At 44.4% G+C, this 16,135-nt stretch carries 12 protein-coding genes and 1 pseudogene; 12 read left to right on the top strand and 1 reads right to left on the bottom strand.

Going from position 1 to position 16,135, the window contains the following annotated elements:
* Positions 1 to 54: 54 nt before the first annotated feature.
* From ACG95_RS06690 to clpB, 4 genes are all read left to right on the top strand, one after another.
* Positions 55 to 762: a tRNA (adenine(22)-N(1))-methyltransferase gene (locus ACG95_RS06690; protein WP_047999783.1), complete on the top strand. Its 708-nt coding sequence runs from the start codon at positions 55 to 57 to the stop codon at positions 760 to 762.
* Positions 749 to 1,774 carry a Nif3-like dinuclear metal center hexameric protein gene (locus ACG95_RS06685; RefSeq protein WP_047999782.1) on the top strand — a complete coding sequence of 342 codons (1,026 nt, stop codon included), beginning with the start codon at positions 749 to 751 and terminating at the stop codon, positions 1,772 to 1,774. The genes ACG95_RS06690 and ACG95_RS06685 overlap by 14 nt, the downstream gene beginning before the upstream one ends.
* Positions 1,775 to 1,807: 33 nt before the next feature.
* Positions 1,808 to 3,046, top strand: a complete 1,239-nt coding sequence (pepT, locus tag ACG95_RS06680) for a peptidase T (protein WP_047999781.1) — start codon at positions 1,808 to 1,810, stop codon at positions 3,044 to 3,046.
* Positions 3,047 to 3,161: 115 nt separating this feature from the next.
* On the top strand, positions 3,162 to 5,768 hold the full coding sequence (gene clpB / locus ACG95_RS06675; RefSeq protein ID WP_047999780.1) for an ATP-dependent chaperone ClpB: 2,607 nt from the start codon (positions 3,162 to 3,164) through the stop codon (positions 5,766 to 5,768).
* Positions 5,769 to 5,845: 77 nt separating this feature from the next.
* Here clpB and ACG95_RS06670 read toward each other — a convergent pair whose 3' ends face one another.
* Positions 5,846 to 6,046 carry a YjzD family protein gene (locus ACG95_RS06670; RefSeq protein ID WP_047999779.1) on the bottom strand — a complete coding sequence of 67 codons (201 nt, stop codon included), beginning with the start codon at positions 6,044 to 6,046 and terminating at the stop codon, positions 5,846 to 5,848.
* Between the two features lie 129 nt (positions 6,047 to 6,175).
* On the opposite strand from ACG95_RS06670, the pseudogene dnaE reads away from it, so the two are divergent.
* The 8 genes and pseudogenes from dnaE (at position 6,176) to ACG95_RS06630 (ending at position 16,124) form a co-directional block, all read left to right on the top strand.
* Positions 6,176 to 9,529, top strand: a pseudogene (gene dnaE / locus ACG95_RS06665) (DNA polymerase III subunit alpha).
* Positions 9,530 to 9,642: 113 nt separating this feature from the next.
* Entirely contained in the window at positions 9,643 to 10,605 is a 963-nt protein-coding gene (gene pfkA, locus ACG95_RS06660; protein WP_047999778.1) for a 6-phosphofructokinase, read from the top strand.
* A gap of 85 nt (positions 10,606 to 10,690) precedes the next feature.
* Positions 10,691 to 12,451 (top strand): pyruvate kinase, encoded by a 1,761-nt coding sequence (gene pyk / locus ACG95_RS06655; RefSeq protein ID WP_047999777.1) that lies wholly within the window; start codon positions 10,691 to 10,693, stop codon positions 12,449 to 12,451.
* A gap of 197 nt (positions 12,452 to 12,648) precedes the next feature.
* The gene (locus ACG95_RS06650) at positions 12,649 to 13,107 is read left to right on the top strand and encodes a DUF441 domain-containing protein (RefSeq protein WP_047999776.1); all 459 of its coding nucleotides are present in this window, start codon (positions 12,649 to 12,651) and stop codon (positions 13,105 to 13,107) included.
* A 50-nt stretch (positions 13,108 to 13,157) separates the two neighbouring features.
* Positions 13,158 to 14,045, top strand: a complete 888-nt coding sequence (locus ACG95_RS06645) for a CvfB family protein (protein ID WP_047999775.1) — start codon at positions 13,158 to 13,160, stop codon at positions 14,043 to 14,045.
* 7 nt (positions 14,046 to 14,052) lie between these two features.
* Positions 14,053 to 14,943: a site-specific tyrosine recombinase XerD gene (xerD, locus tag ACG95_RS06640; RefSeq protein WP_047999799.1), complete on the top strand. Its 891-nt coding sequence runs from the start codon at positions 14,053 to 14,055 to the stop codon at positions 14,941 to 14,943.
* A 70-nt stretch (positions 14,944 to 15,013) separates the two neighbouring features.
* Complete coding sequence (locus ACG95_RS06635; RefSeq protein WP_047999774.1) at positions 15,014 to 15,394, top strand: hypothetical protein; 381 nt, start codon at positions 15,014 to 15,016, stop codon at positions 15,392 to 15,394.
* Entirely contained in the window at positions 15,363 to 16,124 is a 762-nt protein-coding gene (locus ACG95_RS06630; RefSeq protein ID WP_047999773.1) for a segregation and condensation protein A, read from the top strand. The genes ACG95_RS06635 and ACG95_RS06630 overlap by 32 nt, the downstream gene beginning before the upstream one ends.
* Positions 16,125 to 16,135 lie beyond the last annotated feature (11 nt).

The following is a 16,135-nucleotide window of genomic DNA, read 5'->3' as shown; positions in this document are numbered from 1 at the left end:
GGAGCTACTGAGTAAAACGTCGTATCTTTAATTAAAATTAAAGGGGATATGTGTGTGGATGCAAAACAGTTATCACAACGATTAGCCACGGTAGGTGATTTTGTGCCAACAGGTGCGCGTTTAGCGGATATTGGCTCAGATCACGCCTATTTACCCGCTAACTTAGCGCTTAATCGGCGAATTAGTTACGGGGTGGCTGGGGAAGTTGTTCGCGGCCCCTTTGAAAATGCACAGCACGAGATTAATCAGTTAGGTCTATCTGATATTTTGGTGGCGCGTTTAGCGGATGGTTTAGCCGCCATTCAACCAGCCGACAAGATTGACACGGTGACGATTGCCGGTATGGGCGGTCCCTTGATTCGGCGAATCTTAGAACAAGGAACGGCTCAACTTGCAGGTGTTAAACGGTTGATCTTAGAACCTAATGTTGGTGAGGCAACCGTACGTGACTGGCTCGCAGCTAACGGGTTCCAGATTACGGCTGAACGAATTCTAGCTGAAGATGGGCATACGTATGAAGTAATTTGTGCAGATCGGGTAGATCAACCCGTAACTTATTTGGCAAATGAACAATTATTTGGCCCATTCTTGTTAGCAGAAAAGTCACCCGTGTTTATTGCAAAGTGGCAACGTGAATTAGAACGTGCGCAGAGTGCGTTGGCTCAGATGCACCAAGCAAAGGTGGCACCAACTCAAAACATTGCGGTCATCGAAGCCAAAATTAAATTAATCGAAGGAGTCTTAGTAGATGCTGGCAAATGAGTTAATTGACCGATTCGAACAGTTTGCTCCCTTAAAATTAAAGTGGGAGCACGATCCGACTGGGTTACAGATTGGTGATCCGCAGCAAGCAATTCATAAAGTGTTGGTCACGCTGGATGTACGACCAGAAGTGGTTCAAGAAGCGATTGAGATTGGTGCAGATATGATTTTTGCGCACCATCCCGCAATGTTTCGCCCAGCAAACAACTTAGATTATCAAGATCCTCAAAAAGCAATGTACGCAGATTTAGCGGCGCATCATATCTTGGTATATGCAGCTCATACGAACTTGGACTGTGCTGAAGGTGGTATGAATGACTGGTTAGCTGAGGCGTTAAAACTGCAAGATGTACAGGGATTAGTGCCAGGCTACCAGGAGCCAGCGGTTAAGATGACAGTTACGATCTCAACTGATCAAGTTGAAGATGTGCAAGATTACTTAACTAAAACGGTGGGTGGTACCTTGAATCGCTATGCTGCTAATTCTGGTGAACAGTTCAGTGTTAATTTGCTGGCTGACCAAGTTTCAATGGCGGTAGCTGGTGTGACGCAACTGGTTGGTTCATCCGTATGGGACTATCAAGTTGAACCACTGTTAACGGGCGGTCACCAGTACTATATGGGTCGGATTGGTGATTTACCGACGCCGATGACTGCGCGTCAATTTGCAGATTATTGCAAGCAAGTCTTTCATGTTGCCGGTTTGCGGTTAGTTTGTGCTGATCCTGAGCAACAGATTAGCCGGGTAGCCGTGCTTGGTGGTGATGGCGGCAAGTTCTACCACACTGCATTACAAGCGGGAGCCCAAGCTTACGTGACGGGGGATGTCTACTATCATACTGGTCACGACATGTTGGCGAGTGGATTAACTGTTGTAGACCCTGGTCACCACATTGAAAGCATTTGTAAGTTACAATTAACTAAGTTATTCCAACAATGGCAAACGCAACAGGGTTGGCAGGTTGAGGTCGTTGCCTCACAGCTCAACACTGATCCGTTTACCTTTGTCTAAAAAATAAATCAAGTTGAAGGGAAGTATTTTATTATGTCAAAATACCCAAATCTTATTTCAGATTTTTTAACTTTCGTTAAGATCAACAGTCGTTCTGATGAAGAATCAACGACGGTACCATCTTCACCACGAGAAACGGCGTTCTTGGAACAGTTGATGACTAAGTTAACCGCACTAGGGCTAAGTGAAGTTACCCAAGATGAACAGAGTGCTTATGTTTTTGCAACGTTGCCTGCTAATACGGACAAAGCCGTTAAAACCTTAGGATTCATTTCTCACATTGATACGGCTGATTTCAATTCAGAAAACGTTAATCCACAAATCGTTGAAAACTACGATGGTCAATCGATCATTAAGTTGGGAGACAGCGACTACCAATTAGATCCAGCCATCTTCCCTAATTTGAAGAACTATGCCGGTCAAACGTTGATTACGACTGACGGAACGACTTTACTAGGTGCTGATGACAAATCTGGTGTTGCTGAAATCGTTAGTGTTGCGGAATATCTATTAGCACATCCTGAAATCAAGCATGGCAAGATTCGTTTTGGCTTTGGTCCTGATGAAGAAATTGGTACGGGTGCCGATAACTTTAACGTACCAGCCTTTGGTGCTGACTATGCTTACACGGTCGATGGTGGCCCACTTGGCGAATTAGAATATGAAACCTTTAATGCTGCTCAAGCAACGGTTTCAATTGCCGGTGTCAACGTTCACCCTGGGGAAGCTAAGGATAAGATGGTCAATGCATTACAATTAGCCGTTGATTTCCAATCAGCTTTACCTGCTCATGATGTTCCTGAACATACTGAGGGTCGTGAAGGGTTCTTCCATTTATTGAGTTTGGAAGGCACTGTCGACAGCGCTAAGATGACTTACATCATTCGTGATCACGATCGCGATAAGTTTGAAGCTCGGAAACGCTTATTCATCGCGGTTGCTGATCAGTTGAACTTAGCTGACGGGGTTGCCCGGATCAAAGTTGATATGAAGGATCAGTACTACAACATGCGTGAAGTGATTGAAAAAGACATGCAAGTAGTTGAATTAGCTAAGCAAGCAATGTTGAAGCTTGGTATTGAACCTGCAATCTTCCCAGTGCGTGGTGGGACAGATGGTTCTAAGATCTCCTTCATGGGCTTACCAACACCAAACCTGTTTGCCGGTGGTGAAAACATGCACGGCCGTTTTGAATACGTTTCAGAGCAGTCAATGGAACGCGCCGTTGACGTTGTTTTACAGATTGTTCAGGATAATTACGACCAAAACTAAATTCTTGACCTTTATTGACTAATGGCGTTATACTTTAATAGTCAATAAAGGTCAAACTTGATTGGCAGCTGAAATGGCTGCCTTTTTGTTACCGAATTTGAGGAGGTACTTATATATGAATCCAGAACAATTAACTGAAAGTTTACAACAAGCCTTAGCGCAGGCTCAACAGATTGCGCAAACGCGGCGACACCAAGAAATTGGTGTGCCCCATCTATTTAAATTCTTGACGCAACCAGGGGAACTGGTTCGCCAGATCTTCAGTGAGGCTGGCGTTGATCTCGATAAGCTACAAGTTGAATTGGATCACGAACTTGACAATATCAGTGTCGTCAGTGGGGATAATATTCAATATGGTAGTAGTATGAGTGCAGGTTTAGGTGCCGTCATGCAGACGGCTGAAGCAAAGCGCAAGTCGTTAGGGGACGAGTTTCTTGCGACTGATACGATTGCCTTAGCCTTGATGGATCAAAATGGTGATCAATTAACTAAATATTTAACTGGCCAGGGCATTACGGCTGGACAAGTGAAGAATGCCGTTGATCGCATTCGTGGTGGTCAGCGTGTCACCTCACGTAACCAGGAAGACCAGTACCAAGCCCTAGAAAAATACGGGGTTGATCTCGTTAAACAAGCTCGCCAGGGTGATCAAGATCCTGTTATTGGTCGTGATGAAGAAATTCTCGATGTCATTCGAATTCTCTCACGCAAGACTAAGAATAACCCGGTACTGATTGGTGAACCTGGGGTTGGTAAAACGGCCATTATCGAAGGCTTGGCACAACGGATCGTCCGCGGTGATGTGCCTGAAAACCTAAAGAATAAGACACTCTTTTCTTTAGATATGGGGTCACTGATTGCGGGTGCTAAGTATCGTGGTGAATTTGAGGAACGGCTAAAAGCAGTCCTTAAAGAGATTACTAAGAGCGATGGTCAGATCATCCTGTTTATTGATGAAATTCACAATATCGTTGGTGCGGGGAAGACGGAAGGTAGTATGGACGCCGGTAACTTGCTCAAACCGATGTTGGCACGTGGCGAGCTTCATTTGATCGGTGCCACGACGCTTGATGAATATCGTCAGTATATGGAAAAGGATAAGGCGCTTGAACGGCGTTTCCAGAAGGTACTAGTTGCGGAACCTAGCGTCGACGACACGATCAGTATTTTGCGGGGACTCAAAGAACGTTTTGAAATTCACCACGGTGTACGGATTCACGACAACGCGTTAGTGGCAGCGGCCAAGTTATCTGACCGCTACATTACGGATCGTTTCTTGCCAGATAAGGCCCTCGACTTGATCGATGAGGCGTCGGCTGAGATTCGTGTTGAAATGAACTCTAATCCAACTGAATTGGATCAAGTTAACCGCCAATTAATGCGTTTAGAAGTGGAAGAAGCAGCGTTAAAGAAGGAAACGGATGACGCTTCGGTTAAGCGCTTGGGCGAGTTACAGCGTGAATTAGCTAGCGCTAAGGAAAAGCAACGTGCGTTAGCTGAACGCTGGGATAGTGAAAAGCACAGTTTGCAAGCGTTAAGTGACAAGAAGGCCGCACTCGATAAAGCTAAGCATGATTTGGAAAACGCTGAAAGTAACTATGACTTGGAAACAGCAGCTAAGCTCCAACACGGGACGATTCCGCAACTAGAACAGGAATTGACTGATATGGAGGCTAACGATCATCATGATGATTGGTTAGTGGAAGAATCCGTCACAGCGGATCAAGTGGCGAACGTGGTTTCACGGATGACCGGGATTCCGGTCAATAAATTAGTTGCTGGTGAACGGGAGAAACTGCTACATTTAGCAGATCATTTGCACGAAAGAGTTGTTGGTCAGAATACAGCAGTTGATGCCGTGTCCGATGCCGTACTGCGTTCTCGGGCAGGCTTACAAGATCCTAACCGGCCACTCGGTTCATTCATGTTCCTTGGACCAACGGGGGTTGGTAAGACTGAATTGGCCAAGGCATTAGCCGAAAACTTATTCGATTCAGCCGATCACATGGTTCGAATCGATATGAGTGAATATATGGAGAAAGAATCAGTTTCACGGTTAGTTGGGGCAGCACCTGGTTACATTGGCTATGAAGAAGGTGGCCAATTGACGGAAGCGGTTCGTCGTAATCCATACTCAATCGTGTTATTCGATGAAGTTGAAAAGGCCCATCCAGACGTCTTCAATATCTTATTACAAGTATTAGATGATGGTCGTTTGACGGATGGTCAGGGACGGACGGTTGATTTTAAAAACACTATTTTAATTATGACGTCTAACCTTGGTTCAGAATTGTTATTAGCAGGTGTTGATGATCAAGGCAACTTGTCTGATGAGACTCACCAGCAGGTCATGCAGTTGGTTCAGAGTCGTTTCAAACCGGAATTCTTGAACCGAATCGATGACATCATTATGTTCACACCGCTACAATTGAGTGCAATTGAAGAAATTGTCGGTAAGCTGATCGGACATTTGTCAGCACGGCTACAAGACCGCGAAATCACGCTGGAAATTTCCGATGAAGCGAAGAAGTGGATTGCTAAACAGGGTTACGAACCAGCTTACGGTGCCCGGCCATTACGGCGCTTCATCACGAATCATGTTGAAACACCTTTGGCTAAGGAAATTATCGCGGGCCGAGCCGCACCAAAATCAACGGTAGCGATTAATCTGCTGGATGATCAGTTAGTATTTGAGAATCAAGCAGTGACACCAACCGTCTAACTTAATTTAATAGAAGTTCCGATACAAAAAAGTCCCACAACCAGCATAGTGTTAGTTGTGGGACTTTTAGGTTTAAATTACTTATTTTCTGAACCTTTAACGGGTAGGGAATGATTAGTAATATAAGTGATGCTATTGACAACGACTAGTGCAAAAATTGCAGCGACGATACCAATCTCACCAGGCTTATAAGCTAGTTGTTCAAGTGTTCCACCGATATAGCCGAGCACTTCGCCAAATAGAACAGCCCAAACGATAATTGTAAGTTGCTTCATCATCTTGTGACACCTCCCAATGAGGATTATTTTAACATACCGGTAATAAAAAGCAATCAGCTTATGACTGCCGCTTAGAACAACTGTTTGGTATAATAGTTTTAAATAACGATTAAGAAAGGAGCTCAGCAGATGCCACAGTATATTCCACTACAAGTTTTAAGCACGTTTAGCCTGTTGCAGAGTACTAGCACGGTCAAGGGTCTCGTGCAATCAGCTAAACAACAAGGCTACCCGGCGTTAGCCTTGACGGATATTGACGTAATGTACGGAATTGTTGATTTCTACAATGCATGTCGACAAGCGGATATCACACCGATTCTAGGAATCACACTCAACTTAGTGGGTAGTCAATTAACTGATCAAACGTTTAGTCTAGTGGCTTTGGCCAAGGACCAGACGGGTTATCAGAACTTAATGCGACTCACAACGATGAAACAGACCGCTAGAGCGGATGAACCATTGACGTTAGCACAAATATTGCCAGTGCTGGGTCATTTAGTGGTTTTAACACCAGCTAAGGATAGTGAACTAGGGGCTCTACTATTACAAAATGCAGCTGACCGAGCAGCAACTTGGCTTGCACAATTACGCGAACATGTTGACGCAGATAGTTTGTATTTGGGAATCTCATTAGATCAAGCCCCTGTATTGCGAACAACTGTTGTAGGTTTTGCGCAACAACAACACTTGCCGATTGTGGCGTTAGATCCGGTTGATTATCTTCAATCAACGGATTATTTTGCCGTGTCAGTATTGCGTGCCATTGATCGTGGTCAACAAATTGATAATCCAGAACTTCTAAAAGAGACCCCTGGTGGACATTATCTGCGCTCTGCGGATGCAATTGCGCAAGATTATCAACAGTTAGATTTGATGACAGCCGTTGCAGCTACGGTTGAAATAGCTGATCAATGCCAAGTTGAATTAGTTTTTCAAGCACCACAACTACCAAAATTTCCGACGCCGGAAGACCAACCGGCCAATGTGTATCTTCGGCAATTATGTCAGACGGGACTTAAGAAACGACTGGCAGACCTTCCGGAAGGGACTGACACGCAACCGTACTTTGATCGTTTGGAACACGAACTACAAGTTATTGATCAGATGGGTTTTGATGATTACTTCTTAATTGTGTGGGATGTCATGAACTATGCACATGAGGCGGATATTACGACTGGTCCTGGACGAGGATCGGCGGCTGGTTCACTGGTTGCCTATGCTCTGAAAATTACTGATGTTGACCCGTTACAGTATGACTTGCTGTTTGAACGTTTCTTGAACGCTAAGCGAGCTAACATGCCGGATATTGATCTGGATATTCCGGATAATCGGCGGGAGCAAGTCTTAAATTATGTTCATGATAAGTATGGTCATGATCGGGTTGCACAGATTATTACGTTTGGGACGCTAGCGGCTAAGCAAGCGCTTCGTGATGTTGGACGAGTCTTTGGGCTGTCTAGCTATGACATGAGTGATTGGAGTGCGGCGATTCCGAATCAACTTCACATCACGCTACAGCAGGCCTACGATGGTTCGCAGCGTCTGCAGAATTTAATTGCGGATTCTTCAAAAAATAAATTACTGTTTGAAACAGCTCAACGGATCGAAGGCTTACCACGACACTATTCGACCCATGCAGCTGGTGTGGTGTTGAGTTAAAAACCGTTGATTCAAATCGTTCCGTTGCAAGCGGGTAGTGAAACGATGATGATGACTCAGTATACGAAGGATACCGTTGAAGCAGTCGGTTTGCTGAAAATGGATTTTCTTGGCCTACGGAATCTCTCATTACTGGCAAGTGCGCTAAGCTATGTTCAGCGCCAGACCGGTAAGCCATTGGCGATTACGAAGGTTGATCTTAATGATGCGGATACGTTGAAATTGTTTCAGGCTGGTGACACGACTGGGGTTTTCCAGTTTGAATCGGCGGGGATTCGCAACGTTTTACGAAAATTGCATCCAGATAATTTTGAGCTGGTGGCGGCGGTTAACGCGTTGTATCGACCGGGTCCAATGGAAAATATCGATCATTTTATTGCGCGTAAAAAGGGACAGGAACCAGTTAACTATCCAGCGCCAGAACTAGCTGACATTCTTGGGCCAACGTACGGTATTTTGGTCTACCAAGAACAAGTCATGCAAGTGGCGGCAGTCATGGGCGGCTTTAGTCTTGGCGAAGCCGATTTGTTGCGGCGCGCGATGAGTAAGAAAAAGCGCACAGTTATTGATGAGATGAAACAACAATTCTTAGCTGGCGCACAGAAAAATGGTTTTACAGTAGAAGTTGCGACTCAGGTTTACCAATATATCGAACAGTTTGCCAATTACGGTTTCAACCGATCACACGCAATTGCCTACAGTAAGATGGCGTTTGAATTGGCCTACCTGAAAGTTCATTATTCGGGGGCGTTTTTCACGTCACTGATGAACTCTGTTTTAGGCAATGGGACGAAACTGAAACAATACTTGGCGGAAGCTCGTCAACATCAAGTGGACATTATTCCGCCGGATATCAATCGCAGCGGTCAGTATTTTGATTGGACGGGTTCAGCAATTGTGTTTGGTTTGAGCTCCATTAAGGGCTTGCGGCGTGATTTCATTGCGAGTGTGATGGATGAGCGTAGAACTAACGGACCATTTAAGAATTTACAACAATTCATGCAACGGATTGATGCCAAGTGGTTGAAGGCAGATCTGATGAATGCGTTGATCTACGCAGGTGCGTTTGACCACTTTGGTCTCAACCGAGCGGAACTGTTAACGAGCGTGCCTGAGCTGATGTCAAGTGCCGAGTTAGCGGGTGGCAGTATGAGCTTATTTGAATCACTGGCACCTAAAATCAAAAAGCAACCGGAACTCGCACTTGGCGAACGGTTGGCTAAAGAAGCGGAATATCTAGGAGTTTACGTTTCTGGGCATCCGGTTGAAGCCTACGATTGGCTCGCGCAACAACAGCATACCCAGTTAGTCAGTTCACTTAATAGTGATCAACAGGTGAAACTATTGGTCTACATCACGAAGGTGCGAACGATTCGAACTAAACGCGGGCAACCAATGGCGTTTGCCACGGGGAGTGACTTATCAGGTGAGATTGACCTGACCATTTTCCCGCAGACTTATCAGCGCATTCAGGACGAGTTACAGCCTGAAACGATTGTTTTAATCAGTGGGAAGGTCGATCAGCAACGTGATTTGCAAGTGATTGTTAATTCGTGGCGCTTAGCAGACCAATTTCCAAAACCAACGATGCAACTCTTTTTGCGACTACAGCCTGAGCAAGTCACACCAACGGTTCAAAAGGAGATCCTGAAAGTTTTGAGTCAGTACCATGGTCCCAATCCAGTTTTGATTTATTCAGTGACGGCTCACCGCACAGTTGAGTTGAATTCACAGTATTGGGTCACTGAAAATCCTGAAATGGTTGGAGCGCTTACAACGTTACTAGGTCGCGATAATGTCGTGATAAAGAACGCTATCCCTTGATATAACAGCGTTTTTTACCAAATTTAATTTGCGAAAATAACAGACAATTCACGATAAAAGTGTTAGAATCACTTATGGAGTTACGAACTCAATTTATTGCCTGAGGTGAAAAAATGAAACGCATTGGTATTTTAACCAGTGGCGGCGACGCTCCTGGTATGAATGCGGCCGTTCGTGCAGTTGCTGGAAAAGCAATGGCCGAAGGGTTGGAAGCATACGGTATCAACTACGGCTTTGCTGGGTTGGTTGCCGGTGACATTCACAAGATTGAAGCAGCTGACTTAGATGGTATTATTCAACGTGGTGGGACGTTATTATATTCGGCCCGTTACCCAGAATTTGCCCATGAAGAAGGCCAGTTAAAGGGAATTGAACAATTAAAGCGGTTTGGAATTGACGCATTAGTTGTTATTGGTGGCGACGGTTCATATCACGGTGCTTTGCGCTTGACTGAACATGGCTACAATACAATCGGCCTTCCAGGTACGATTGACAATGATATTCCATTTACGGACTTCACGATTGGTTTTGACACAGCTGTCAATACTAATGTTCAAGCGCTTGACCGTATTTATGACACGGCTCACAGTCATGACCGTACTTTCGTTGTGGAAGTTATGGGACGTGGCGCTGGTGACGTTGCCTTATGGTCTGGTGTTGCAATCGGTGCTGATGCCATTGTGGTACCAGAAATCGACTGGGACATGGAAGCCATCGCTAACAAGATCAAACGTAACCGGGCCAATGGTCACCGGAGTAATTTGGTTCTCTTAGCTGAAGGTGTCATGGGTGCCGACGAATTCGTTGAAAAGTTATCTGAATATGGTGACTTTGATGCGCGTGGTAACACGATTGCTCACATGCAACGTGGCGGTAACCCAACCGCTAAAGATCGCGTTATGGCTAGCAAGATGGGTGCCTATGCTGTAGAACTCTTACTTTCAGGTAAGGGTGGCTTAGCTGTTGGTATTCAACATAACGAGCTTGTTAACCACGACATCTTAGATCTATTTGATTCTAAGCATGACGTAGAAGTTTCACTTAACCAATTGAACGAAGAAATTTCATTCAAATAGGCGTTACTTCAAATACTAATTAATCTAAATAAAAATGACGTTAATGTCTTTTTATAATAAAACTTTCAAGGGAGAGATTTTTCTTATGAAGAAAACCAAGATTGTTTCAACACTTGGTCCTGCCAGTACTGACGTTGACACTATTGTTAAATTGATTGAAGCCGGTGCTAACGTTTTCCGTTTCAACTTTTCACATGGTGATCATGAAGAACACTTGGACCGTTTAACTAAGGTTCATGAAGCAGAAAAGATTACAGGTAAGACTGTTGGTATCATGCTTGATACTAAGGGTGCTGAAATTCGGACGACCGTTCAAGCTAACGGTAAGTCTGAATACAAGATCGGTGATAAGGTACGGATTTCCATGGACGAATCTTTAGATACGACCCATGACAAAATTGCCGTTACTTACAAGAACCTCTATGATGATGTTCACGTAGGTGGCCATGTCCTCTTCGATGATGGTTTATTAGACATGAAGATTGACGAAAAAGACGAAGCTAACCGCGAATTGGTTACGACCGTTCAAAATGCTGGTGTCTTAGGCTCACGTAAGGGTACTAACGCTCCTGGCGTTTCAATCAACTTACCTGGGATTACTGAAAAAGACTCAAGCGATATTCGCTTTGGTTTGGATCACGAAATCAACTACATCGCTGCTTCCTTCGTACGTAAACCACAAGATGTCTTAGACATCCACCAATTACTTGAAGAAAAGCACATGGAACACGTACAAATCTTCCCTAAGATCGAATCACAAGAAGGTATCGATAACATCGATGAAATTCTTAAGGTTTGTGATGGTTTGATGGTTGCTCGTGGTGACATGGGTGTTGAAATTCCTGCTGAAAATGTACCATTGGTACAAAAGAGCTTAATCAAGAAGTGTAATGCTTTAGGTATGCCTGTTATCACGGCTACTCAAATGTTAGACTCAATGCAAGAAAACCCACGTCCTACTCGTGCCGAAGCATCTGACGTTGCCAACGCTGTCTTTGACGGTACTGATGCAACCATGCTTTCTGGTGAAAGTGCTAATGGTCTTTACCCAGTTGAAGCCGTTGCTATGATGGCTAAGATTGACGAAAAGGCTGAAAACACTTTAGCCGAAAACGGCAACTTACAATTAAACCGTTTCGACAAGACTAGTGTTACTGAAACAATCGGTATTGCGATTGCTCGGGCCGCTAAGAACTTGAACATCAAGACGATTGTTGCTGCGACTGAATCTGGCTACACTGCTAAGATGATTTCGAAGTACCGTCCAGATGCTGATATCTTGGCAATCACTTTTGACGAACGGACTCAACGTGGATTGATGGTTAACTGGGGTGTTCAACCAGTTGTTGCTGAAAAGCCAGAAACCACTGATGACATGTTTGATTTAGCTTCTTCTAAGGCTGTTGAACTTGGCTTTGCCAAGGAAGGCGACTTAATCTTGATCACTGCCGGTGTGCCAGTTGGCGAACGCGGTACTACTAACATCATGAAGATCCAATTAATTGGTTCTAAGTTAGCTGATGGTCAAGGTGTCGGTGACGAAACTGTTATCGGTAAAGCCGTAATCGCTACTTCTGCACAAGAAGCAAACGACAAGGCCGTTGAAGGTGGCGTCTTAGTTACTAAGACGACCGACAAAGACTACTTGCCAGCAATCGAAAAGTCTAGTGCTTTAATTGTTGAAAATGGTGGCTTAACTTCACACGCTGCTGTTGTAGGTATCTCAATGGGTATTCCTGTTATCGTTGGTGTTAAGGATGCTACGAGCGTAATCTCTGATGGTCAATTGATCACTGTTGATTCACGTCGTGGATTCGTATACCGCGGTGCTTCAAACGCCCTTTAAGATCAAATTTAATTTGATATTGAAAAGTCGTCGCTTTGCGGCGGCTTTTTATATACATATGATAAAATTCAGCATGTTAGATTCAGTAACTATGGCTAGTAAGTTATTGTTTTAATGAGTCAAAACAAGGGGAATCGCCAAGAATCCTCGTAATTTCGGGCGTTTTCAGTTACAATTAATAACACGTGAGGTGTCACATGGAAAGTTGGTTATTTTTATTAGCAATATTAGTGGTTGCGTGGCTGGGGAAAAATCAGTCGCTACAAATTGCAACTGTCGTTGTATTAGTGATCAAATTAATCCCTAATACGAGCAAGTTGCTGACAACGATTGGTCAAAAGGGAATCAATTGGGGCGTAACGGTTATTACCGTTGCAATCCTAATTCCAATTGCAACTGGCCAAATCGGTTTTCGCGACTTGTGGCACGCGTTTAAATCGCCGGTCGGTTGGATCGCGGTAGCGTGTGGCGTTCTGGTGTCCGTATTATCATTTCATGGCGTGGGCCTCTTATCGGCAAGTCCTGAAATTACGGTTGCACTAGTATTTGGAACGATTATGGGTGTGGTGTTATTAAAGGGTGTTGCGGCTGGACCAATTATTGCAGCCGGGATTACTTACTGCATCGTTCAAGTGTTACATCTGAAATTACAGTAAATTAGAATGTGTGATAGTTTTTTTATCACCAGTTAAAAGGAGTTTTATAAATGGATAGTATTATGGGAACGGTAGTTACTGCTAAAGTAACTGATGAAAACGATCGCGCTTATTTTGTTCAAGTTGATGGGAAGACGTTATTAGTCGACAAGGATGAACCAGAACAACCATTGCATATCGGTGGTCAGTACGAGGGCTTCGTATATGAGAACGAAGATCATCACTTACAAATGACTCGTGAAGTACCAGAAATTTCATTCGATAACTTTGTATGGGGGACCGTTGTTCGGACTCGTCATGATTTAGGTGTCTTCGTCGATGTTGGCCTTCCTAACAAAGATATCGTGGTTTCATTGGATGAGTTACCAACGATCAGTCGACTATGGCCTAAGAAAGACGACCGTTTGTATGTTAGATTAGTTCGCGATAATAAGGAACGCTTATGGTGCACGATGGCCGAATTAACTGATTTTGAAGAAATTAGTACGCCTTACGATCGTGATCAGGTCAAGAATACAGATATGATGGCAACGGTCTTCCGTTTGAAGATGGCTGGAACGTCAGTGATTACTGATGACAATCACCTGGGTTTTGTACATCCCTCTGAACGCGATCAAGAACCTCGTTTAGGTGAACACGTTAAGGTTCGTGTTATCGGTCATTTGCGTGACGGTGAATTAAACTTATCCTTGAAGCCTCGAGGTTATGAAGAGATTGGTGATGATGCGCAAATGCTATTAGCTGCACTTCAACATCAGGCAGATCACAGCTTACCATTTTGGGATAAGAGTGATCCTGAAGATATTCGGAGTTATTTCGGTATCAGTAAGGGACAATTCAAACGGGCCGTTGGTAATCTATTGAAGCAACGTTTGATTAGCCAACAACCAGGTTCGATCACGTTAATTAAGATTGATGATGAACAAGCCGACGATTAATCGTAAAATGCAGGACCAGCTTGCTGATTACCTGCATTTTTTACGTGTGGAGCGGGGACTGGTTGAAAATACGCTCAAAAGCTATTCGCAGGACTTAACGGCTTTTAGCGAATACTTAATGACGCAGCAAATGACGGATTACCAAGCGGTTGATCGGTATGTTCTGTTGAACTATTTGCAGTATTTAGACGAGGCTGGCAAATCACGTAATACGATTATTCACAGTGTTTCTAGTTTGCGGAAGTTTTTCCAATATCTGGCTCAAATGGGGGTCGTAGATAGCGATCCCATGCTTAAAATCGATACGCCCAAGCACGCCCAACACTTACCACAGGTGCTCTCACCACATGAAGTCGAACGGTTACTGGCAGTTCCTAAGCTAGATACTGCTTTAGGTCTGCGTGATCGGACACTGCTAGAAGTGATGTATGCGACTGGTCTACGTGTCAGTGAGACGATCAATCTGAAGATGGATGACTTACATCTTGATTTGGGTTTGATTCAGACGATTGGTAAGGGTGATAAAGAACGGATCATTCCAATTGGCGACGTGGCGATTGATTTTATCGAACGGTATTTAAGTACTGCTCGACCCAAATTAGCATCCCCAAAACGGCGCAATACCTACCTGTTTCTCAATAATCATGGGGGACAGTTGACGCGCCAGGGGGTTTGGAAAAATTTGAAGGCCGAAGTTAAGGCTGCTGGAATTGAGAAGAACGTGACCCCCCATACCTTGCGACACTCGTTTGCGACCCACATCTTAGAGAATGGGGCTGATCTGCGAGTTGTCCAAGAATTGTTGGGGCACGCTGATATCTCAACGACTCAAATCTATACGCACATTACGAAGAAACGGCTGGCAGAAGTTTATAACCGCTACCATCCACGGGCATAGACTGAGCTGTCAATCAAATAAATAATTTAATTTGGCAAAACAATTAAGTAGAATAATAAGGAGGGATTCGGTGCTCATTAAGTATCGTAAAGATTACGAAAAAGTTGCCATGGGATTGCTATCATTCATTCCTGATTTTAAGGACTTAGCGCATTTGAGAACGGAAATGCAATGGTATCAGTCTACCGATGACCACCAGCTATTATTATGGCAACAAGCTGATGGGGATTTTAGTGGCATTATTGGAATTGAAATCGGCCCTGATTTTATCTTAGTCCACCACGATTCCCTGTCACCAGAAGAACGTACCAGTGCGAACCAGTACCTCGTGCTAGATGAACTAGCGGCGTTGTATCCTGATAAACGGGTGATGGGAACTTTAGAAATGGCGTCGATCATTGGCGCGTGGGAGCGTAACCGTGACAAACAATCAACAACCAATCACAATTAAAATTTCGGAGTTTGAAGGCCCACTCGACTTACTACTGCACTTGATTCGGCAGAATAAGATGGATATTTATGATATCCCAATTGCTGACATTACCCAGCAGTATTTAGATTACCTTCATTCAATGCAGGCGTTGAAATTAGATATTGCTGGCGACTACTTGGTGATGGCCGCAACTTTAATGACGATCAAGAGTCGGGATTTACTGCCACAGCCTGAGCCGGAAGATGATGAGTTATCCGAGGATGAAGATCCAAGAGACTCATTAGTGGCTGAATTGTTGGCCTACAAAGTCTATCAAGAGGCTGCGGGTGAATTGCGGGTCAAAGAGCAGGCGCGCCACCAGCACTTTACGCGTGAAGCAATGCTAGTACCGTCTGATCTTAGTGCGCCTAAATTGACGGCGGGGATTACGGTTGCTGATTTACAAGCGGCGTTTCACCAATTAGTCGTTAAACGTCGGCGGGTACAACCATTGATGCGAACGGTCGTAGCTGAAACGGTTAGTATCGATGACCGGATGACGCAGATTACGGCTCGTTTGCAGCAACAACCTCAAGGGTTAGCGTTCTCGGAGCTTTTCACAGTTAGTGCGAGCGACGAAATGCTAGTGACGACCTTCATGGCTGTGTTAGAATTAACTAAACAGGACCAGTTAACGCTTGAACAGCGCGCACCACTGGATCCGATTCATTTATACTTACGACAGGATGAACAGCATGACGAACATTGAACAGATTGAAG

The sequence above is a fragment of the Lactiplantibacillus herbarum genome, assembly GCF_001039045.1.
Classification (GTDB): Bacteria; Bacillota; Bacilli; order Lactobacillales; family Lactobacillaceae; genus Lactiplantibacillus; species Lactiplantibacillus herbarum.
Note: the sequence above shows the minus strand (reverse complement) of the source record. Positions and strands in the feature narration are given on the sequence as shown.